The 21,386-nt window shown below is 70.6% G+C and carries 19 protein-coding genes; 13 read left to right on the top strand and 6 right to left on the bottom strand.

The features are described 5' to 3' along the window. Window positions 1–6: 6 nt before the first annotated feature. Window positions 7–1,692, bottom strand: a complete 1,686-nt coding sequence (locus AAG689_RS09135; RefSeq protein ID WP_406625667.1) for a Na/Pi cotransporter family protein — start codon at window positions 1,690–1,692, stop codon at window positions 7–9. A 100-nt stretch (window positions 1,693–1,792) separates the two neighbouring features. Between AAG689_RS09135 and AAG689_RS09140 the strand changes: the two genes are divergently transcribed. Together AAG689_RS09140 and AAG689_RS09145 are read left to right on the top strand one after the other, a co-directional pair. Then, on the top strand, window positions 1,793–3,109 hold the full coding sequence (locus AAG689_RS09140; RefSeq protein WP_406626317.1) for a protein kinase domain-containing protein: 1,317 nt from the start codon (window positions 1,793–1,795) through the stop codon (window positions 3,107–3,109). 70 nt (window positions 3,110–3,179) lie between these two features. Beyond that, window positions 3,180–5,606, top strand: a complete 2,427-nt coding sequence (locus AAG689_RS09145; protein WP_406625668.1) for an AI-2E family transporter — start codon at window positions 3,180–3,182, stop codon at window positions 5,604–5,606. A 12-nt stretch (window positions 5,607–5,618) separates the two neighbouring features. Here the strand turns inward: AAG689_RS09145 and upp are convergent, their stop codons facing one another. From upp to AAG689_RS09170, 5 genes are all read right to left on the bottom strand, one after another. Continuing rightward, window positions 5,619–6,248: a uracil phosphoribosyltransferase gene (gene upp, locus AAG689_RS09150; protein WP_020228951.1), complete on the bottom strand. Its 630-nt coding sequence runs from the start codon at window positions 6,246–6,248 to the stop codon at window positions 5,619–5,621. Window positions 6,249–6,296: 48 nt separating this feature from the next. Next, entirely contained in the window at window positions 6,297–7,256 is a 960-nt protein-coding gene (locus AAG689_RS09155; protein WP_406625669.1) for a threo-3-hydroxy-L-aspartate ammonia-lyase, read from the bottom strand. Window positions 7,257–7,370: 114 nt separating this feature from the next. Then, a complete protein-coding gene (locus AAG689_RS09160; RefSeq protein WP_406625670.1) occupies window positions 7,371–8,210 on the bottom strand; it encodes an enoyl-CoA hydratase-related protein in 840 nt (279 codons plus the stop codon). A gap of 50 nt (window positions 8,211–8,260) precedes the next feature. After that, on the bottom strand, window positions 8,261–8,962 hold the full coding sequence (locus tag AAG689_RS09165) for a glutathione binding-like protein (RefSeq protein ID WP_406625671.1): 702 nt from the start codon (window positions 8,960–8,962) through the stop codon (window positions 8,261–8,263). A gap of 73 nt (window positions 8,963–9,035) precedes the next feature. After that, window positions 9,036–10,550: a helicase HerA-like domain-containing protein gene (locus AAG689_RS09170; RefSeq protein ID WP_406625672.1), complete on the bottom strand. Its 1,515-nt coding sequence runs from the start codon at window positions 10,548–10,550 to the stop codon at window positions 9,036–9,038. 72 nt (window positions 10,551–10,622) lie between these two features. Here AAG689_RS09170 and AAG689_RS09175 point away from each other — a divergent pair, with 72 nt between their 5' ends. The 11 genes from AAG689_RS09175 to AAG689_RS09225 all read left to right on the top strand — a co-directional run bounded on the left by AAG689_RS09175 (window position 10,623) and on the right by AAG689_RS09225 (window position 21,386). Beyond that, a complete protein-coding gene (locus AAG689_RS09175; RefSeq protein ID WP_406625673.1) occupies window positions 10,623–11,342 on the top strand; it encodes a YebC/PmpR family DNA-binding transcriptional regulator in 720 nt (239 codons plus the stop codon). Then, window positions 11,339–12,616: a phosphoribosylamine--glycine ligase gene (purD, locus tag AAG689_RS09180; RefSeq protein ID WP_406625674.1), complete on the top strand. Its 1,278-nt coding sequence runs from the start codon at window positions 11,339–11,341 to the stop codon at window positions 12,614–12,616. The genes AAG689_RS09175 and purD overlap by 4 nt, the downstream gene beginning before the upstream one ends. A gap of 10 nt (window positions 12,617–12,626) precedes the next feature. Then, the gene (gene hemF / locus AAG689_RS09185) at window positions 12,627–13,535 is read left to right on the top strand and encodes an oxygen-dependent coproporphyrinogen oxidase (protein ID WP_406625675.1); all 909 of its coding nucleotides are present in this window, start codon (window positions 12,627–12,629) and stop codon (window positions 13,533–13,535) included. 84 nt (window positions 13,536–13,619) lie between these two features. Then, complete coding sequence (gene rsfS / locus AAG689_RS09190) at window positions 13,620–14,291, top strand: ribosome silencing factor (protein ID WP_406625676.1); 672 nt, start codon at window positions 13,620–13,622, stop codon at window positions 14,289–14,291. Window positions 14,292–14,452: 161 nt separating this feature from the next. Continuing rightward, on the top strand, window positions 14,453–14,932 hold the full coding sequence (rlmH, locus tag AAG689_RS09195; protein ID WP_406625677.1) for a 23S rRNA (pseudouridine(1915)-N(3))-methyltransferase RlmH: 480 nt from the start codon (window positions 14,453–14,455) through the stop codon (window positions 14,930–14,932). 53 nt (window positions 14,933–14,985) lie between these two features. Continuing rightward, entirely contained in the window at window positions 14,986–15,591 is a 606-nt protein-coding gene (locus tag AAG689_RS09200) for a Maf family protein (RefSeq protein ID WP_406625678.1), read from the top strand. Between the two features lie 69 nt (window positions 15,592–15,660). Next, a complete protein-coding gene (locus tag AAG689_RS09205; RefSeq protein WP_406625679.1) occupies window positions 15,661–16,578 on the top strand; it encodes a LysR substrate-binding domain-containing protein in 918 nt (305 codons plus the stop codon). A gap of 115 nt (window positions 16,579–16,693) precedes the next feature. Beyond that, complete coding sequence (locus AAG689_RS09210; protein ID WP_020228963.1) at window positions 16,694–17,857, top strand: acyl-CoA dehydrogenase family protein; 1,164 nt, start codon at window positions 16,694–16,696, stop codon at window positions 17,855–17,857. Window positions 17,858–17,880: 23 nt separating this feature from the next. Then, window positions 17,881–19,314, top strand: a complete 1,434-nt coding sequence (locus AAG689_RS09215; RefSeq protein WP_406625680.1) for an aldehyde dehydrogenase family protein — start codon at window positions 17,881–17,883, stop codon at window positions 19,312–19,314. Between the two features lie 16 nt (window positions 19,315–19,330). Next, window positions 19,331–20,512 (top strand): ATP-grasp domain-containing protein, encoded by a 1,182-nt coding sequence (locus AAG689_RS09220; protein ID WP_406625681.1) that lies wholly within the window; start codon window positions 19,331–19,333, stop codon window positions 20,510–20,512. Next, window positions 20,502–21,386 carry a hypothetical protein gene (locus AAG689_RS09225; protein WP_020228966.1) on the top strand — a complete coding sequence of 295 codons (885 nt, stop codon included), beginning with the start codon at window positions 20,502–20,504 and terminating at the stop codon, window positions 21,384–21,386. The genes AAG689_RS09220 and AAG689_RS09225 overlap by 11 nt, the downstream gene beginning before the upstream one ends.

A 21,386-nucleotide genomic window follows, 5' to 3' on the forward strand; every position in this document is an offset into this window, starting at 1 on the left:
TAAGCGCTAGGGGCCTTTTTCATTCAAATTCCTGGAGAGCGATTCCACCAGCGGCGGCAGCGCCGCCAGGCGCGCGGCGGCCTTGTGCCCTTGCTCCACGGCGCGGCGCAGGTCGCCGAGCTGGCCCACCCACCCATGCACGGCGGCCACGTCGAGCGCGCCCTGTGCTCCCGCGCGCAGCAGGGCGAGCTTGGCATTTTCGTAGGCCGTGTCGAACACGGCGCGCGCGGCGTCGATGGCCGCGGGCGCGGCGCCGGCCTGCGGGTCGGCCGTCTCGAAGAAGGCCAGCGCCGCTGCGCAGGCCGGCACCAGCGCATCCAGCAGCGGCGGCTCTCCCGTGGGGCGCGGCGCGCGCAGGGCTTGCAGGCCGACCTGGTGCATCACGCGCGCCAGCGTGTCGTAGTAGGCGGCGATGCGCAGCAGCTCCGGCATCTGCGCGGCCACGTCCGATGGCAATGGCTGGCGGCCTGCTTCGCCCACGAAGGCGCCCACCTGCTGCTGCAACTGCTCCAGTGTTTGCAATTGGCGCGCCAGCCGCTCCTGGGCCTGCGGCGGGGCGGGCGGCCAGGGCAGGGCGCAAGGGGCGAGGCGCATCGCGTCCATGCCCAGGCGCATGGCCAGGTGGCCCACGCGCTCCATCTCGCGGCGCAGGGCCTGAAGCGCCAGGGCGGGCACGGCAGCCACGTTGCGGTCGAGGTAGCGGGGGCGGGCCTCGTCCTCCTCGGCGGAGCGGAAGCGCGCCTGCAGGAAGCGCACCAGCGGCCCCGACAGCGGCCACATGAGCAGCACGCCCAGCGCATTGAAGGTGGTGTGGAAGATCACGAGCTGCGTCACCGCGTCGCCCCGGCCCGTGAGCCACACGCCCACGGCGTGGATGGCCGCGAGCAGCGGCGCCAGCAGCGCGAAGGCCGCCACGGCCGCCACCACGTTGAACAGCACGTGCGCCGCCGCCAGGCGCCGCGCGTTGGGCGTGGCGCGCAGGGCCGCGAGGATGCCGGTGAGCGTGGTGCCTACGTTGGCGCCGATGACGATGGCCGCGCCCGCCTCCACGGGCAGCGAGCCGCCCGCGACGGCCGTGAGCACGATGGCCAGCGTGGCCGACGAGGCCTGCAGCACCACCGTCATCAGCACGCCGATGAGCACGCCCAGCAGCCGCCCGGGCAGGTCGGCCGCCAGCGGCGGCAGCGTCTGCGGGCCCAGGCCCGTGAAGCCCTCGCGCAGCAGCTCGATGCCCAGGAACAGCACGCCGAAGCCCGCCACCGCCTGCCCCAGCGCGCCGCGCCGCGTGGCGCCGCCCGTGAGGTGCAGGGCCATGCCCAGGCCGATGAAGGGCAGGGCGAAGGCGTCCACCTTCACCGCGAAGCCCAGCCACGCCACTAGCCAGCCCGTGACCGACGAGCCCAGGTTGGAGCCGAACACCACCCACAGCGCCGGCGTGAAGCCCAGCAGCCCCGCGTTGACGAAGCCGATGGCTGCCACCGTCATCGCCGTGGACGACTGCACCAGCGCGGTGAGCGCCACGCCCGTGGCCAGGCCGTGCAGGGGCGTGCGCGTCCAGGCCGCGAGCATGCGCTCCAGCGCCTTGCCCGCCGCCAGCTTGAGCCCGCCGGTGAGCATGGTCATGCCCAGCAGGAACAGGCCGATGCCGCCCAGCAGCGTGCCGGCGGAGACGAGGGGAGTGGCGGAGGTCAATGCTTTCTTTTTGATAGCTGGCTGCGCTTGCCATGAAAGCGCTGGAGCCGGATTTTATTGGTATTCTTGCGCCCGCACCCCGTCCATGAAAGCGCCCGCCATGCCCGCCGCACCGCCCCCGCCGCCCGCCAGCATCGGCAAGTACCGCGTGGAGCGCGAGCTGGGGCGCGGCGCCAGCGGCGTCGTCTACCTGGGCGTGGACGGTTTTCGCGGCCGGCAGGTGGCCATCAAGCAGACGCATGCGCACCTGCTGGCCGATCCCGCGCAGGCCGAGCGCCACCGGCGCCTGCTGCGCAACGAGGCGCGGCTGGCCGGGCGCCTGCGCCACCCGCACATCGTGCGCCTGCTCGACGCCGACGACGACGCCCGCCAGCCCTACCTGGTGCTGGAATACGTGGAAGGCGGCGCGCTTTCGCGCCATGCCCGCGCCGACGCGCTGCTGCCCGTGCCGCAGGTGCTGGACATCGCCTTCAAATGCGCCAACGCCCTCGAATACGCCCAGCGCGAGGGGCTGGTGCACCGCGACATCAAGCCCGCCAACCTGCTCCTGACGGCGGGCGGCGAGGTCAAGCTGACCGACTTCGGCGCGGCGCTGTCGCTGCGCAGCGAGGCCACGCAGCTCGCGGGCCTGGTGGGCTCGCCCGCCTACATGTCGCCCGAGCAGGTGCGCGAGCAGCCGCTGACGCATGCCAGCGACATGTTCTCGCTGGCCGTCACGCTCTACGAGCTGCTCACCGGCCGCCATCCGTTCGCGGGCGAGAGCGACTACGCCACGCTCTACCGCATCGGCAACGACACGCCCGCCGCGCCCAGCCTGCTGCGCGCGGCGCTGCCCGCCAGCGTGGACGCGGTGCTGCTGCGTGCGCTGGCCAAGAACCCGCGGGAGCGCTACCCCACCTGGGCCGAATTCGGCGATGCGCTGCTGGCAGTGCAGCAGGCCCTGCCGCGCCTGCGCTCGCAGGACACCGAGGCCGAGCGCTTCGCGCGCCTGCGCGCGCTGGGCTTCCTGGCCGATTTCCACGACGTGGCGCTCTGGGAGCTGATGCGCCTGGGCCGCTGGCTGCGCGTGCCTGCCGGCACGGTGCTCATGCAGGAGGGCGCGGCGGGCGATTCGTTCAGCCTGATCCTGGAGGGCGAGGTGCTGGTCACGCGCCAGGGCTGGCAGCTCAGCGTGCTCGGGCCGGGCGTGACCATCGGCGAGATGAGCTACCTGCGCCCCGATGCGCGCGTGCGCTCCGCCACCGCCACGGCGCGCACCGAGGCGCTGCTGCTCAAGGTGCGCAACCCGGCGCTGCGCGGCGCCTCGGACGAACTGCAGTCGCGCTTCGACAAGGCCTTCATCCAGCTGCTCGTGGGCCGGCTGGTGGCCGCCAACGAGCAGATCGCCGAGTGGGATCTGGTTGCGCCGCCGCGCTGATGGCCGTTTGACCTACAGTTGCCCGCGCGCCGGGGCCGGAGAATGCGCCATCCCCACCCCTGCGAGCACCATGGGCAGCACCGAAACCCCACCCCCGCGGCATCGGCCGCCGCATGTGCCCCGGATGGGGGCCGCGGCGCGCGGCACCGCGCTCGATGCGCTGGTGCCCAGCCTGCGGTTCATGACCGGGCTGGTCATCGCGGCCCTGCTCATCGCCGGGCTGTATGCGGGCAGCTCCATCCTGGTGCCGCTGGCGCTGGCCTTCCTGCTCAGCTTCGTGCTCGAACCGCTGGTGGCGCGGCTCAAGCGCATCGGCCTGCCGCGCCTGCCGGCAGTCATCGCCGTGGTGCTGGCCACGCTGATGGCGCTGGGCGTCGCGGGGCTGTTCGTGGCCAAGGAGGCGCGCGAACTCAGCGCGCAGCTGCCGTCCTACCAGACCACCATCCGCAAGAAGCTGCGCGCCCTGCGCCAGGAGCTGCGCGCGCCGGGCATGTTCGACGGCGCCAAGCGCACGCTGGACATCGTGCAGCGCGAGGTCGAGGCAGCCGGGCCCGTGCTGCCGGGCGGCGGCGGCACGCAGCGCGCCGTGCAGCAGGTGCAGGTGCAGCCGCCGCAGCTCACGCCCGCGCAGCAGGCCATGGCCGCGCTGGGGGCGCTGAGCGGCCCGCTCACGCAGGCGGGCCTGGTGCTGGTGTTCGTGGTCTTCATCCTGCTGGACCGGGTGGACCTGCGCGACCGCCTGCTGCGCCTGTGGGGCGCCGACCTGCACCGCGCCACCGACGCCATGGACGAGGCGGGCGGGCGCATCTCGCGCTACCTCACCATGCAGTTGCTGGTCAACGTGACCTACGGCATCCCGATGGGGCTGGGCCTGTGGCTCATCGGCGTGCCCGGCGCGCTGCTCTGGGGCGCGCTGGCGGCGGTCATGCGCTTCGTGCCCTACGTGGGGCCGCTGATCGCGGCGGCCTTCCCCGTCACGCTGGCTTTCGCCGTGGACCCGGGCTGGACCCTGGTGCTGTGGACCATCGGCCTCATCGTGGTGCTGGAGCTGATCAGCAACAACGTGATCGAGCCCTGGCTCTACGGCTCCAGCACCGGGCTGTCGGCCCTGTCGCTCATCGTGGCGGCCACCTTCTGGACGGCGCTGTGGGGGCCGGTGGGCCTGATCATGTCCACGCCGCTCACCGTTTGCCTGCTGGTCGTCGGCCGCTACCTGCCGCAGCTCGCCTTCCTGGACGTGCTGCTGGGCAGCCGGGCCGTGCTGGACGAGCCCACGCGCATCTACCAGCGGCTGCTGGCCGACGACGCCGAAGAGGCCATCGAGCTCAGCGTCGCGCAGATCGAGGCGCTGCAGGGCTCCGTGCCCGCGTTCTATGCCCAGATCGGCCTGCCCGTGCTGCGCATGGCGGTGGGCGACCACGCGCGCGTGGCCACGCCCGAGCACCGGCTGCGGCTGGTGGAGGGCATGGACGAGCTGCTGGACGACCTGCAGGAGCAGTACCCCGAGCCGATCGTGCCTTCGGCCGCGCCACGCGTTGCCTGCCTGGGCGGCAAGTGGGAGATGGACCACCTCGCCGCACGCATGGCGGCGCATGCGCTGTCGCTGCGCGGCTGTCCGGCGCAGACATGGGCCGCCGGCCCCGCCACGGCCGAGCCGCCGCAGGGGCTGGAGGCCGTGCGCGTGGCCTGCGTGGTCTGGCTGTCGCCCCAGCCCGCCGCCGCCGCACGCCATGCCTGCCGGCGGCTGCGGCGCCAATGGCCGCACCTGCGCATCGTGCTCGCGCTCTTGGGCGAGCCGCTGGAAGACCTGCCGGCCGAAGGCGACGGCGCGCTGCTGGGGGCCGACGCCGTGGCCACTTCGCTGGAAGAGGCGCTGGCGCAGGTGGCCCAGCTGCAGGGCGGTCCGGCCGGCGAGGCGTTCGAGGTCGCGCCCGTTCCCGCGGGCGACGCCGAGCGCGTGCAGGCCCTGCTGGCCAGCGGCGCGCTGGACAGCGACACCCTGCGCCGGCTGTGCCAGCACGCGGCCCAGCGCGCGGCGGACATCTTCGACGTGCCGTTCGCCATGGTGTCGCTGGTGGACCAGGACCGCCAGACGGCCCTGTGCAGCCACGGGCGCCTGCCCGCCGCGGAGGAGGGCGAGCCCGAGGCCCCTGCGTGCGACACGCTGCCGCGCGAGCTGTCGCTATGCGGCCACGTGGTGGCGTCGGGACAGCCGCTGGTGGTGCCCGACATCGCCCGGGATGCGCGCTTCGCCGGCAACCCCGCGCTGCGCGAGCGCCGGCTGCGCTTCTATGCCGGCGTGCCCCTGCGCGACGCGGCGGGCCACGTGCTGGGCGCGCTGTGCCTGCTGGACACGCAGGCGCACGTGTTCGATGCGCGCGAAACCCGCCTGCTCAAGGCCATGGCGGGCGATCTCATGGCAGGCTGGGCCGACGCGCCGGTACCGGCTCCGGCCGCCGCGGGCTCCGCCACAGTGGGGCAGATCGTGCCGCAGTAAGGCAGCAGCTTCTTACTTCGTTCCGAAGATCCGGTCGCCCGCGTCGCCCAGGCCGGGCAGGATGTAGCCGTGGTCGTTCAGCTCGCGGTCGATCGCCGCCGTGTAGATGGGCACGTCGGGGTGGGCCTTTTGCAGCGTGGCCACACCCTCGGGCGCGGCCAGCAGGCAGACGAACTTGAGGGAGCGCGGCTGCAGCTGCTTGAGGCGCTGCACCGCGGCGGCGGCGGAGTTGCCGGTGGCGAGCATGGGGTCCACGACGATGATGTCGCGCTCGGCCATCTCCGAGGGCATCTTGAAGTAGTACTCCACGGGCTGCAGCGTGGCCGGGTCGCGGTACAGGCCGATGTGGCCGATGCGCGCGCCGGGCACCACGTTGAGCATGCCGTCCAGGAAGCCGTTGCCCGCACGCAGGATGGAGACCAGCACCAGCTTCTTGCCGTCGATCACCTTGCCGGTCATGGTCTCCAGCGGGGTCTCGATCTGCACGTCCTGCAGCGGCATGTCGCGCGTGACCTCGTAGGCCATGAGGGTGGACAACTCGCCCAGCAGGCGGCGGAAGCTGTTGGTGCTCGCGTCCTTCTTGCGCATCAGGGTGAGCTTGTGCTGCACCAGGGGATGGTCGATGACGTGGACGTTGCTCATGGAGGGGTGTTTTTCGTGAAAAGGGATGCCCGATTTTTGCACGCCGGTTCAGCCAGCCAGGATCTCGGCGTAGCGCGCCAGGTCCACGTTGCCGCCGCTCAGGACGATGCCCACGCGCTTGCCGGCCAGGTCGATGCCGCCATGGCGTGCGCCCGCGAAGGCCAATGCGCCCGTGGGCTCCACGACGATCTTCATGCGCTCGGCGAAGAAGCGCAGGGCCTCGGCCAGCTGCGCGTCGGTGGCGGTGGCGATGTCGGCGACGCCCGCCTGGATGATGGGAAAGGTGATTTCGCCCAGCGCCTGGGTCTGCGCGCCATCGGCAATGGTGCGCGGCGTGTCGATGCGCACGATGCGGCCTGCGCGCAGGGATTGCTGGCCGTCGTTGCCGGCCGCGGGCTCCACGCCGACCACACGGCACTGCGGCGCGTGCTGGCGCGCGGCCAGCACGCAGCCCGACAGCAGGCCGCCGCCGCCCAGCGGGGTGAACAGGTAGTCCAGGTGCGGCACGTCCTCGATGAGTTCCAGGGCCACGGTGCCCTGGCCGGCGATGACGTGGGGGTGGTCGAACGGCGGGATCAGCGTCATGCCGCGCTCATGAGCCAGGCGGCGGCTGATGGCCTCGCGGTCCTCGGTGAAGCGGTCGTAGGTGACGACCTCGGCGCCGTAGCCGCGCGTGGCGGCTATCTTGGCGGCGGGCGCGTCCTGGGGCATGACGATGACGGCGGGCATCTCCAGCAGGCGCGCCGACAGCGCGATGGCCTGCGCATGGTTGCCCGACGAGAAAGCCAGCACGCCGCGCTGGCGCTGCGCCTCGGTGAACTGCGCCAGGGCGTTGAAGGCGCCGCGGAACTTGAATGCGCCCATGCGCTGCAGGTTCTCGCACTTGAAGAACAGCTCGGCGCCCAGCAGCGCGTCGGCCGTGCTGGAGCGCAGCACCGGCGTGCGGTGCGCCATGCCCTTGAGGCGGTGGGCGGCTTCGGCGACGTCGTCGTAGGTGGGCAGATGCATGGCGGGCGCTTTCCGGGGGGATGAGGGGGCGCGCCATCATAGCCGGGAGTGCGGCAATCTTTCATGCCGAAACCGCCTCCAGCGCTTGTCCAGAAAGCGCTGGCAGCTATGAATTTAGAGTTCGCTGAAGCGCTTGAGCGGCGCCAGGGCCGGGAAGTCGCCCGCGCGCCGCTGCTGCATGGCGGCCACGGCCTCGCCCACGTGGCGGTTGCTCCAGATGGCGCCCTGCAGCCAGCCCATCTGGCGCAGGCTGTCTTCCACGCCGTGGTCGCGCGCGTAGTGCACGGCCTGCTTGGTGCCCCAGATGGCGACGGGCGGCTTGGCGGCGATCTCGCGCGCGCAGGCCAGGGCGCCGGCGACCAGTTCCTCGTGCGAGCCGAACAGCTCGGTCACCAGCCCGCAGGCCAGCGCGCGCTCGGCCGGCAGGCGGCGGCCGGTGTAGGCCAGCTCCTTGAGCAGGCCCAGCGGCATGAGCTTGGGCAGGCGCTGCAGCGTGCCCACGTCGGCCACCATGCCGATGTTGATTTCCTGGATGCAGAAGAACGCGTCGCGCGTGGCGTAGCGGATGCAGGCGGCCGCCACCATGTCCACCGCGCCGCCGATGCAGCCGCCGTGGATGGCGGCGATCACCGGCATGCGCAGGCTCTCGATGCGCGTGAACGTGGCCTGCATGTCGGTGAGCAGGTCGAAGATGGCGGCGCGCCCCTCGGGGCTGCGGTCGTCCAGCGTGATGGCACCGCCGAAGGTCTCCAGCGCCATGCCCGCGCTGAAGTGCTTGCCGGTGCTGCTGACGACCAGTGCCCGCGCGTCGCCGGCGCGGTGCAGGTGGTCCAGCACCTGGTCCAGCTCGCGCCAGAAGGCGGGGTGCATGGTGTTCATCGCCTCGGGGCGGTCGAGCACCAGGTGGGCGACGTGGTCCTGGGTGGAGAGGGTGAAGCAGCGCAGATCGTTCATGGGCCGCCAATGTAGGGCGTGCAGCGCGCGGCGCTGTCGCCTGCGGGACCTCAGCGCCGCACGGTGGAAGCGTCCTGGCCGAACAGCACCTTCCTGGCGGCCTCGTCCACCGTAGGCGCGGTGTTGATGCTCTGGGCCAGTGCGTAGGCGCGCTGCGTGGCGGGCCGCGCGGCGATGCGCGCGAACCATCGCTGCAGGTGCGGGAAGGCGGCCAGGTCCTGGCGCTGCTTTTCGTGCGGCACGATCCAGGGGTAGCAGGCCATGTCGGCGATGGAATAGCCGCCCGCGATGTAGTCGCGGCCATCGGCCAAGTGCTTGTCGAGCACGCCGTACAGGCGCGCGGTCTCTTTCACGTAGCGGTCGATGGCATAGGGGATCTGCTCGGGCGCGTACTGCGTGAAGTGGTGGTTCTGCCCGGCCATGGGCCCCAGGCCGCCCATCTGCCAGAACAGCCACTGCAGCGCCTCGGTGCGCCCGCGCAGGTCCTGCGGGAGGAAGCGCCCGGTCTTCTCGGCCAGGTACAGCAGGATGGCGCCGGACTCGAAGACGGACAGCGGCGCGCCGCCGCCCGCGGGCGCCTGGTCCACGATGGCAGGGATGCGGTTGTTGGGCGCGATGCGCAGGAACTCGGGCGCGAACTGCTCGCCCTTGCCGATGTTCACTGGGTGGATACGGTAGGGCAGGCCGCTTTCTTCGAGGAACAGCGTGATCTTGTGGCCGTTCGGGGTGGTCCAGTAGTACAGGTCGATCATCGGGGTTGCTCCTGAAAAAGTAGCTGCTTGCGCTTTATGGATAAGCGTTGGAGGCTGATTTGGCCTTGAAGGGTCAGCGCTTCCTGCCGCCCAGCAGCCCGCCGAGCACGCCGCGCAGGATTTCCTTGCCCAGGTTGGTGCCCATGGTGCGCACGGCGGACTTGGCCATGGTCTGCACCAGCCCGTCCTTCTTGCCGCCGCGCGGGCCGGTGCTGCCGAACAGCACGTCGTTCAGGTTGCCCATCAGGCCGCCGTCGTCCTGCGGCGCGGCCTTGCCGTTGGGCGCCCTGGATGCGGCGCCGGCAGCGGCCTCGTCAGCGCGGCCGCGCAGCTTCTCATAGGCCGATTCGCGGTCCACGGGCGTGTCGTAGATGCCGGCGACGAGCGAGCCGGCTATGAGCGCGCGGCGCTGCGCGTCGGTGATGGGGCCGATCTGGCTGCCGGGCGGCAGCACGTAGACGCGCTCGGTCTCGCAGGGGCGGCCCTTGGCGTCGAGGAAGCTCACCAGCGCCTCGCCCACGGCCAGCTCGGTGATGGCGGCCTCGATGTTCAGTCCCGCCTTGGGCCGCATGGTGGTGGCCGTGGCCTTCACGGCCTTCTGGTCGCGCGGGGTGAAGGCGCGCAGCGCGTGCTGCACGCGGTTGCCCAGCTGCGCGAGCACGCTGTCGGGAATGTCCAGCGGGTTCTGGGTGACGAAGTACACGCCCACGCCCTTGGATCGCACCAGGCGCACCACGAGTTCGATGCGCTCCACGAGCACCTTGGGCGCTTCGTTGAACAGCAGGTGGGCCTCGTCGAAGAAGAACACCAGCTTGGGCTTGTCGGGGTCGCCGATCTCGGGCAACTGCTCGAACAGCTCCGAGAGCATCCACAGGAGGAACGTGGCATACAGGCGCGGCGAATTCATGAGCTTGTCGGCCGCGAGGATGTTGACCACGCCCTTGCCATCCACGGTCTGCATGAAGTCGCTGATGTTCAGCATGGGCTCGCCGAAGAATTTGTCGCCGCCCTGGCTCTCGATGGCCAGCAGCCCGCGCTGGATGGCGCCCACGCTGGCGGCGCTGATGTTGCCGTACTCGGTGGTGAACTCCTTGGCGTTGTCGCCCACGTGGGTGAGCATGGCGCGCAGGTCCTTCAGGTCCAGCAGCAGCAGGCCGTTGTCGTCGGCGATCTTGAAGACCAGGTTGAGCACGCCGAGCTGGGTCTCGTTGAGGTTCAGCATGCGGCCCAGCAGCAGCGGGCCCATGTCGGAGATGGTGGCGCGCACGGGGTGGCCCTGGCTTCCGAACACGTCCCACAGCGTGGTGGGGCAGGCGGCAGGCTCGGGCAGCGGCAGGCCCCGGTCGGCCAATGTGGCGGCCATCTTCTCGGGGATGCTGCCTTTCTGGCTGATGCCGGTCAGGTCGCCCTTCACGTCGGCCATGAAGACCGGCACGCCGATGCGCGAGAACTGCTCGGCCAGGGTCTGCAGCGTCACCGTCTTGCCGGTGCCGGTGGCGCCGGTGATCAGCCCGTGGCGGTTCGCCAGGCCGGGCAGCAGGTGGCATTGGGTGGAGTCGCGCTGTGCAATGAGTAGGGGTTCGGCCATGGCGGTGCGGGAGGAGGGGGAGTCAAAAGTAGAATCGCGGACGGTAGATTAAATCAATCAAAGGACGCTGCAGTGGCAGGACACAGCAAATGGGCCAACATCCAGCACCGCAAGGGTCGCCAGGATGAGAAGCGCGGAAAGATCTGGACGCGCATCATTCGTGAAATCACCGTGGCGGCGCGCGCCGGTGGGGGCGACGTATCGGCCAACCCCCGCCTGCGGCTGGCTATCGACAAGGCCAAGGCGGCCAACATGCCCGCCGACCGCATCAAGTACAACATCGACAAGGCCACCGGCAATGCCGAGGGCGTGAACTACGAGGAAATCCGCTACGAGGGCTATGGCATCGGCGGCGCCGCGATCATCGTGGACACCATGACCGACAACCGCGTGCGCACCGTGGCCGAGGTGCGCCACGCCTTCAGCAAATACGGCGGCAACATGGGCACCGAGGGCTCGGTGGCCTTCCAGTTCAAGCACGTGGGCCAGCTCATCTTCGCCCCCGGCACCAGCGAGGACCAGGTCATGGAAGTGGCGCTGGAGGCCGGTGCCGAGGACGTCGTGACCGACGAGGACGGCGCCATCGAGGTGCTTACCGCTCCCGGCGACTTCGAGGCCGTGAAGAACGCGCTGGAAGCCGCGGGCCTCACGCCCGATGCGGCCGAGGTGACCATGCGCCCCGAGAACACCATCGAGCTCGAAGGCGACGACGCCGCGCGCATGCAGAAGCTCCTGGACATGATCGAAGACCTCGACGACGTGCAAGAGGTCTACCACAACGCCGCGTTATGAAGATCCTCGTCATCGGCGGCGGCGGCCGTGAACACGCGCTGGCCTGGAAGCTCGGCCAGTCCCCCAAGGCCAGCAAGGTCTACGTGGCGCCCGGCAACGGCGGCACGGCGCTCGACGCGAAGTTCGAGAACGTGCCCATCACCGGCGTGCGCGAGCTGCGCGAATGGGCGCAGGCGAACAAGATCGGCCTGACCGTCGTCGGCCCCGAGGCGCCGCTGGCCGCCGGCGTGGTCGACGAGTTCCGCGCCCACGGCCTGCGCATCTTCGGCCCCACGAAGGCCGCTGCGCAGCTCGAAAGCTCCAAGGCGTTCAGCAAGGCCTTCATGCGCCGCCACGGCATCCCCACGGCCGACTACGACACCTTCACCGACCCGGCCGCGGCCCATGCCTTCGTGGACCGCCTGGGCGCGCCCATCGTGGTCAAGGCCGACGGCCTGGCCGCCGGCAAGGGCGTGGTGGTGGCCATGACCGCCGAGGAAGCCCACGACGCGGTGGATTTCATGCTGGTGGACAACAAGTACGGCGTGGCCCACAACGACGGCGGGGCGCGCGTGGTGATCGAGCAGTTCCTCGAAGGCGAGGAGGCGAGCTTCATCGTGCTGTGCGACGGCAAGAACGTCGCCGCCCTGGCCACCAGCCAGGACCACAAGCGCCTGAAGGATGGCGACCAGGGCCCCAACACGGGCGGCATGGGCGCGTATTCGCCCGCGCCGGTGGTCACGGCCGACGTGCACGCGCGCGCCATGCGCGAGGTCATCCTGCCCACCATCCGCGGCATGGAAAAGGACGGCATCCCCTACACCGGCTTCCTCTACGCAGGCCTGATGATCGACGCCAAGGGCCACCCCAAGACGCTCGAATTCAACTGCCGCATGGGCGACCCGGAGACGCAGCCGATCCTGATGCGCCTCAAGAGCGACCTGGTGGACGTGCTGGGCGCGGCCGTGGACGGCAAGCTCGACCAGGTCGAGCTGCAGTGGGACCGCCGCACCGCGCTCGGCGTGGTGATGGCCGCGCACGGCTACCCCGAGGCGCCGCGCAAGGGCGACGCCATCAACGGCCTGCCGCCCGACGCCGACGACGCCATGGTCTTCCACGCCGGCACCGAGCTCGTCGAGGGCGTGGTGCGCACCAGCGGCGGCCGCGTGCTGTGCGTCACGGCGCTGGCCGACAGCGTCAAGCAGGCGCAGCAGCGCGCGTACGACGTGGCGCGCGGCATCCACTTCGACGGCGCGCAGTACCGGCACGACATCGGCCACAGGGCCGTGAAATGAAGGAGGTGGAATGACGCCCGATCCCGTCGCCGTGCGCGCCTACCTCACCGGCCTGCAGGCGCGCATCACCGGCGCGCTGGAAGAGGTCGAAGGCGAGAGCGGGGCGCGCTTCCGCTCCGACGCCTGGCGGCGCGAGGCCGGCTCGCCCCTGCAGGGCGACGGCATCACGCGCATCCTCGAAGGCGGGCGCGTGTTCGAGCGCGCCGGCTGCGGCTTCAGCCACGTGAGCGGCCCGCGCCTGCCGCCATCGGCCACGCAGCACCGGCCCGAGCTGGCCGGCGCGCCGTTCGAGGCCATGGGCGTGTCGCTCGTCTTCCACCCGCTCAACCCCTACGTGCCCACCGTGCACATGAACGTGCGCATGATCGCGGCGGGCGGTGCCTGCTGGTTCGGCGGCGGCATGGACCTGACGCCCTTCTACGGCTTCGAGGAAGACGCGGCGCACTTCCACCGCGCCTGCCGCGATGCGCTTGGCAACTTCGGCGAAGGGCTGTACCCGCGCTTCAAGACCTGGTGCGATGAATACTTCTTCCTCAAGCACCGCGGCGAGCAGCGCGGCGTGGGCGGCATCTTCTTCGACGACTTCTCCGAACTCGGCATCGAGCGCAGCCTGGCGATGACGCAGAGCGTGGGCGATGCCTTCCTCGGCGCCTACCTGCCCATCGTGCAGCGCCGCCAGGACATGCCCTGGGGCGAGCGCGAGCGCGATTTCCAGCTCTACCGGCGCGGGCGCTACGTGGAGTTCAACCTCGTCTGGGACCGGGGAACGCACTTCGGGCTGCAGTCCGGCGGGCGCACGGAATCCATCCTGCTGTCCATGCCGCCGCTGGCCGCGTGGAGCTACCAGCGCGAGCCGGAACCCGGCTCGCCCGAGTTTGACCTTTCCGCGCGCTTCCTGCAGCGCCGTGATTGGGTCTGATACTCTTGTTTCGATAGCTGCCAGCGCTTATCCTGTAAGCGCTAGAGTCCTATTTCTTTCATATACCTACCGAAGACCCGCCCGATGACCACTTCCAGCAAATCGGAAACCGCCGCCAAGAAAGACGTCACCAAGCTCCAGCGCGCCATCGTCGATGGCCTGGAAGACGTCAAGGCGCAAGACATCCAGGTCTTCAACACCGAGCACCTCTCGCCATTGTTCGAGCGCGTGATCGTCGCCACCGGCACCTCCAACCGCCAGACCAAGGCGCTGGCCTCCAGCGTGCGCGACGCCGTGCGCGAGGCCGGATTCCCCAAGCCGCGCACCGAGGGCGAGGACAACGGCGAATGGATCATCGTGGACTGCGGCCAGGCCGTGGTGCACGTGATGCAGCCCGCCATCCGCCAGTACTACCGCCTGGAGGAGATCTGGGGCGACAAGCCCGTGCGCCTGAAGCTCGGCGCACCCAAGCCGGCCGCTAAGCCGGCCAAGGCTGCGCCTGAGTCCAAGGCCAAGCCGAAGGCCACCGCGAAGAAGGCCCCGGCGAAAACGGCTTCCAAGGCTCCCGCAGCGAAAAAGGCGCCGGCCAAGACCGCCGCCAAGGCCCCGGCGAAGCAAGCCGCCGCGAAGAAGGCGCCCGCCAGGAAGGCCCCGGTGAAGACCATCGTGGTCAACAAGCCCGTGGCGAAGAAGGCGGCCGCCAAGGCCCAGGCCCGCAAGGCCCCCGCCAAGAAGGCCCCGGCGCGCAGGGGCTAAGAAGGTGTGAACGAACCCGCCATGCCCGCTCGTCCCGCAAAAACGCACGCCCTCGGCGTTGCAAATGCTCGCCATAGCACGGGCTATGGCTGCGCTTTGCGCCTTGATGGCGCACGTTTGTGCGGCCCGCTCGGGCACGCCGGATTCATTCACACCTTCTGATGAAGCTGCTCATCGTCGCCGTGGGCCAGCGCGTGCCCGACTGGGCGCAAACGGCCTACGACGACTATGCCAAGCGCTTCCCGCCCGAACTGAAGGTCGAACTCAAGGCCGTCAAGACCGAGCCGCGCGGCTCCAAGACGCTCGAAACCCTGTACGCGGCGGAGCGTGAGCGCATCGAGGCTGCGATTGCGTCAGGCGCAGCGCGCGGCACCCGCATCGTCGCGCTGGACGAGCGCGGCACCTCCCTCACCACCAAGGCCCTGGCCCAGCGCCTCAAGGACTGGCAGCTCGGCGGCGACGACGTGGCGCTGGTCATCGGCGGGCCCGACGGGCTCGACCCGGGCTTCCGCCAGGCGGCGCATGAACGTATCCGCCTTTCCGACCTGACGCTGCCGCACGCCATGGTGCGCGTGCTGCTCATCGAGCAGCTCTACCGCGCGTGGTCGGTGAATGCAGGGCACCCCTATCACCGCGAGTGATACTACGCTTTTGATAGCTGCTCGCGCTTGCTGGATAAGCGCTGGAGGCCGATTTGACCCACAACTTCATCTACCTCGCCTCGCAAAGCCCGCGCCGCCGGCAGTTGCTTGAGCAGATCGGCGTGCGCCACGAACTGCTGCTGCCCGGCCCCGACGAGGACGCCGAGGGCCTGGAGGCCGTGCTGCCCGGCGAGGCGCCGGCCGACTACGTGCAGCGCGTCACCGGGCTGAAGCTCGACGCCGCCGTCGCCCGCCACGCGCGGCGCGGCCTGGCGCCCGCGCCCATCCTGTGCTCCGACACCACGGTGGCGCTGGGCCGCACGATCCTTGGCAAGCCCGAGGGCGCGCAGGATGCGGCGCGCATGCTGGCCGAGCTGTCCGGGCGCGAGCACGAGGTGCTGACCGCCGTGGCGCTGCAGGACGGGCCGCGCCGCAGCGCGGCGCTGTCGGTCTCGCGCGTGCGCTTCGCAGCGATGACGCCCGCGCAGATCGACGCCTACGTCGCCAGCGGCGAGCCCATGGGCAAGGCCGGCGCCTACGGCATCCAGGGCCGCGCGGCGGCCCACGTGGAGCACATGGCGGGCAGCTATTCCGGCATCATGGGCCTGCCCCTGTACGAAACGGCGGGGCTGCTGCGCGCGGCAGGCTGGGCGCTATAGGCGGGTTGCGCGCGGCGTTGTTCCGGGCGCCGGGTGCGGGAGGCGCGGCCCCATGGCACAGTGGCCTCCATGGCCAGACCCATCCCACCCCTCAATCCCTTGCGCTCCTTCGAGGCAGCGGCGCGCCACAACAGTTTCGCGCGCGCCGCGCAGGAGCTGTCGGTCACGCCCGCAGCCATCAGCCGGCAGGTCAAGCTGCTCGAGGACTATTTCGGGGTGGAGTTCTTCCGGCGCGAGCCCAGCGGCATCAGCCTCACGCCAGAGGCCATGGACTACGCGAAGGGCCTGGGCAAGGCGTTCCGGCAAATCGCTTCGCTGACCGATGAATTCCGCACGCGGCACACCTCCAGCATCCTGACCATCCGCGGCTACACCACGTTCCTGGTGAAGTGGCTCGTGCCCCGGCTGCCGGACTTCCAGGCGGCGCACCCCCACATCAAGGTGCGGCTCTCCGGCGGTTCCTCCGCGCCTGCCGCGGGTAGCGGCGGGCAGGCCGACATCGTGATCCGCTACGGCGGCCCGCACTGGCCTGGCCACCGGGCGCTGCTGCTGTTCCGCGACGAACTGGTGCCGGTCTGCAGCCCGGACCTGCGCGCGCGCCAGTCCGCGGGCACCGCGGCCGCCGACCCCGCGGCCATCGCCGGATGGCCCCTGCTGTCGCTGGAGGCGCGCCGGCAGGACTGGCACGACTGGTTCGCGCAGGCCGGCGTTCCCATGCCGCAGCAGCGCCTGCAGTCGTTCGAGGACATGGCCGTGGTGCTGGAGTTCGCGCGCCGGGGACTGGGCGTCGCGCTGGTGCAGCGCCGCTACGTCGAGGAAGAACTGGCCTCGGGCAGCCTTGTCGCCGTGTCGGACGTGGTGCTCGGCCGGGAGCTCGGCTACTACGCCCTGGCACGCGACGAGGGCGCGGAAAAGTCGAAGGTGGATGCCTTCTTCGCATGGCTGGAGATGGTCGTTCCAGACCCGGAGCAGGCTTACCAAAAGTAAGCCTGGACGGTACATATTCTCGTTTGAAAGTCCACGCCGCGCGGCGCAGACTGCGGTTCCAACGGCATCGCCATCCCTGCGGCGGATGCGCTCCACAAGAAGCAAAGGAACCTCCGTGGACTTTCACCTGAACGAACAACGCAAGCTCATGATCGCCTCGGTGCGAGACTTGGCCCAGGGCAAATTCAAGACCCGGGGCCTGCAGTACCTGGACGGCAGCTTTCCCTGGGACAACATCCGCGAACTGGCGCACATCGGTGTGCTGGGCATGGCGGTTCCGGAGGAGTACGGGGGGCTGGGCCTGCCGGTGTTCGACACGGCCCTGATCCTGGAGGAGATCGCCAAGACCTGCTACGTCACCGCGATGGCGGTGCTGGGCGAGGCGGGCGTGCAGACCCGCGTGATCTCCACCTATGCGCCCAAGGAGATGCGCGAGCGCATCCTGCCCAAGGTGTGCACCGGCGAATGCATCCTGGCCGTGTGCATGACGGAGCCGCATGCGGGCACCGATGTCGCCAACTACCGGACCAACACGGTGGTGAAGGGCGACCGCCTGGTGCTCAACGGCACCAAGACGCTGATCAGCCGCGCACCCGAGGCCGGCGTGTTCGTGGTTTTCACGCGCATCAACGGCCAGCCGGGGCGCGAGGGCATCGGCTGCGTGCTGGTCGAGGCAGGAACGCCGGGGCTGGCCGTCACCGGCACCTACCACACGCTGGGCGGCGAGAACCTCCACGAGGTGCAGTTCAACGATTGCGAGCTGCCGTTGGAGAACCTCGTCATCCGCGAGGACGGCTTCAAGAAGCTGCTGACCGCGTTCAACACGCAGCGCTGCCTGAACCCGAGCATCTCCCTGGGACTGGCCGAGGGGGCGTTCGATGAATCCATCAAGTACGTGAAGGAGCGCTCCATCTTCGGCGGCCCCATCTCCGATTCGCAGGGCATCCGCTGGAAGCTCGCGGACATGTACCGCGACATCGAAGGTGCGCGCGGCCTGCTGTACAAGGCCTGCGCCTCGGCCAACCCCTTCCCCGACCCGTTCCAGAGCGCTGTGGCCAAGATCACATGCAACGAGGTGGCGATCCGCGTCACCAGCGAAGCCATCCAGGTGCACGGCGGGTACGGCTTCACGGACGAATACCTGGTCTCGCGCCTGTTCCGGGGTGCGCGCTACGGCACCCTGGGCGGCGGGGCCACCGAAACGCTCAAGGACCTGATCGGGCGCCGCCTGGTCAAGGACGGCGACTCGCCCGACGGCATCCTGGCGCTGGCGGCCTGAGCCGCGCCATGTTCGAGGACTCCATGCACACAGACACCCTGCCGCAGCATGTCCCGCTGCTGATCGACGGCCAGTGGATCGAGACGCCCGAACGGGTGCCCGCCTGCAACCCCTTCACCGGGCGCAGCGATTTCTCGGTCTGCGAATGCAGCGACGAACTGCTGGACCGTGCGCTCGCCGCCGCGGCTGCGGCCAAGGCCGCCATCGCCGCCATGCCCGCGCGCGACAGGGCCGCGCTGCTGCGCCAGGCGGCGCAAGGCATCCGGCGGCACAGCGCGTCGATCGCGCGGACCATGGCGATCGAAACCGGCAAGCCCGTGGCCGACGGACTGACCGAAGTCCTGCGCAGCGCCGAGACCTTCGAGCTGTCCGCACAGGAGGCGGTGCGCATCGAGGGTGCGCAGATTCCCATGGATTCCAGCGCCATCGGGGCGGGTAAGCTGGGCGTGAGCCTGCGCTTTCCCGTGGGCGTGGTGGCAGCCATCACGCCCTTCAACGCGCCGGTCAACCTGACCGCCCACAAGCTGGGACCGGCATGGGCCGCGGGCAACGCGGTCGTGCTCAAGCCCTCACCGCAGTCCGCGCTGACCATTTGCCGGCTGGCCGAGGTGCTGCTGGAGGCCGGCATTCCCGCCGGCTGGCTGCAGGTGGTGCAGGGCGACCGGGCCGCGGCCCGGCTGGTGGCTGCGCCGCAGGTGGACTTCGTCTCGTTCACGGGATCGAGCCGCATCGGGGAACGGGTGAAGGCCACGAGCGGCCTCAAGCGCGTGGCGCTGGAGCTGGGCGGCAACGGCTTCACGGTGGTCGCCGCCGATGCGCCGCTGGAGGAGGCCGCGCAGGCCTGCGCGCGCAACAGCATGCGGCTGGCGGGCCAGAGCTGCATCTCCGTGCAGAACGTGCTGGTCCACCGTTCGCTCTACGAGGCGTTCACGGCCCGCGTCGCCCAGATGGTGCAGGCGCTGCGCGTGGGCGATCCGCTGGACGAGGGCACCGAGGTGGGCCCGGTGATCTCGGCGCATTCCGCGCGGCGGATACAGGGGCTGGTCGACGATGCCGTGGCCGCCGGCGCCAGGCTGGTGTGCGGAGGCAGCCACGAGGGCGCCCTGGTGCAGCCCACCGTGCTGGCCGACGTGCCCTGGCACTGCGAAGCCATGCAGGGCGAGGTGTTCGGCCCGGTCGTGCTGCTGGCGCCCTTCGACGACGTGGGGCAGGTGTTCGACCTCGTCAACGCCGGGCCGTTCGGACTGCAGGCGGGCATCTACACCCAGTCGCTGCCGCTGGCCATGCAGGCGGTGCGCACGCTGCGCATGGGCGCGGTGATCGTCAACGGAACTTCCACCTGGCGGTCGGACCAGGCGCCCTACGGCGGCGTCAAGGCCAGCGGGATCGGCAGGGAAGGGCCGCGCTTCGCCATCCAGGACATGACCGAAGAACGGTTCGTCGTCTTCAACGTTTGAGAGGCAAGGGAACGACATGTTGTTGCTCGAAGCGGATGGAAAGCGGCTGCTGAGCGAGGCCGGCATCGCCGTGCCGCGCGGGGTGCGCGTCCGTGAATCGCAGGCGGTGCCCGCGCTGCCCGGCCAGGGGCCCTGGATCGCCAAGGCCCAGGTGCCCGTCGGCGGGCGCGGCAAGGCCGGCGGCGTCCGGCGCGTGGCGGATGGCGCCGGTCTGCCCGCCGTACTGGACGCGTTGTTCGGCCTGCGCATCAAGGGGTGCCGCGCCAGGGATGTATTGGTCGAGGAGGCGTGCGCCGGCGCGGAGCACTACCTGGCGCTCATGGTGGATGCGAGCGCGGGCGGCATCCGCCTGATCCACAGCCCGCAGGGCGGCGTGGACATCGAGGCCCACGCGGCGACGGGCCAGGGCTTCAACGAACTCCTGCCGCTGGACGAGGCGGCCCTGCGCGGCGCCGTGCGGCGCATGAGCGCGCAGGCCGCTCCCGCGCTGCGCGCCGGACTGCAGGAGGTGGGGGAGCGCCTGGTGGCGATGTTCCTCGCCCACCGCCTCATGCTGGCCGAGATCAACCCGCTGTTCGCGCAGGAGGACGGCCGCTTCGTCGCGGGCGACGCGAAGGTGGTGGTCGACATGAATGCCGTGGATGCGGCTTCTCCGGTGCGGGCGATCCTGGCCGAGCAGCGGGACCTGTACCCCGATGCCTGGCGCAAGCTCTCCGAGGATTTCGACTTCGTCGAAATCGACCCGGCCGGCCGCGTGGGACTGGTCACCACGGGCGCGGGCCTGTCCATGATGCTCATCGACGAGCTGGTGGGCCAGGGCATCGCGCCGTTCAACTTCTGCGACATGCGCACCGGCCAGATGCGCGGCAGCCCCGAACGCCTGCTGCGGATCTTCGACTGGCTGGCCGCGGCGCCGGACGTGCAGGTGGTGCTGGTCAACATCTTCGCCGGCATCACGGACCTGTCGGAGTTCACGCAGCTGCTGGTGGATGCGCTGCAGGCCCGGCCGGAATGCCGCTGGCCGATCGTGGCGCGCCTGGTGGGCAACGGGGAGGAGCAGGCCAGGGCGATCATCGCGCGCCACCCGGAGCTGCCCATCGTCTTCGAGCCCGACCTGCAGCAAGCCATCGCACGGGTGGGCCGCCTGCTGGGCAAGGCCTCTTGCACCCAGGAACAGGGAGCACTCCATGCTGTTTGAACTGGACCGCGCCACGCCCGTGCTGGTGCAGGGCATCACCGGGCGCATGGGGCAGAAGCACGCGGCGCTGATGCAGCGCTACGGCACCCGCATCGCCGGGGGCACCGGGCGCGTGCGCGCCGGTGAGCCCCAGGCGTTTCCCGTCTTCGGGGACTGCGCCGAGGCCGCGCGCGCCACCGGCGCGCGTGTCAGCATCGCCCTGGTGCCGCCGCAGTCCACCTTGCAGGCCGTGGCGGAAGCCGTCCATGCCGGCATGAAGGTGGTGGTGACGGTGGCGGAAGGCATCGAGGTGCATGACGCGCTGCGCATCCGCGCGCTCACCCGCGAGGCCGGCGTGGAATGGGTCGGCGCCTCCACGCCGGGGCTGTGCATCCCAGGGCAGGCGAAGCTGGGCTTTTTGCCCGACATCTCGCTGGCGCCCGGTGCGGTGGGCGTGATGTCCAAGAGCGGGACGCTGTCGTACGAAGTCGGCCGGCGCATGGTGCAGCGCGGGCTGGGCCAGAGCGTCTGGATCGGCGTGGGCGGCGACCCGGTCAAGGGCCTGCGGTTCGCGGACCTCGCGGAAGGCTTCGCGCGCCATGCGCCGACGCAGGCCCTGCTGCTGGTGGGCGAGATCGGCGGGGACGAGGAAGAGGAATTCGCCGAGGCCTGGGCCGCGCTGCGCTGCCCCAAGCCCGTGTTCGCCCTGGTCGCCGGCGCGCAGGCCAAGGAAGGCGTGACGATGGGCCATGCGGGCGCGCTGGTGCTGGGCGAGCGGGGAACGCTGGCCTCCAAGCAACGGGCCCTGCGCGCCGCGGGCGCCCAGGTCTTCGACACCATCGAGGCGCTGGTGGAGGCCCTACCGGCCGCGCCAGGCCCCGATTCTCACCACTGA

The organism is Acidovorax sp. SDU_ACID1 (genome assembly GCF_045291395.1).
Classification (GTDB): domain Bacteria; phylum Pseudomonadota; class Gammaproteobacteria; order Burkholderiales; family Burkholderiaceae_C; genus MR-S7.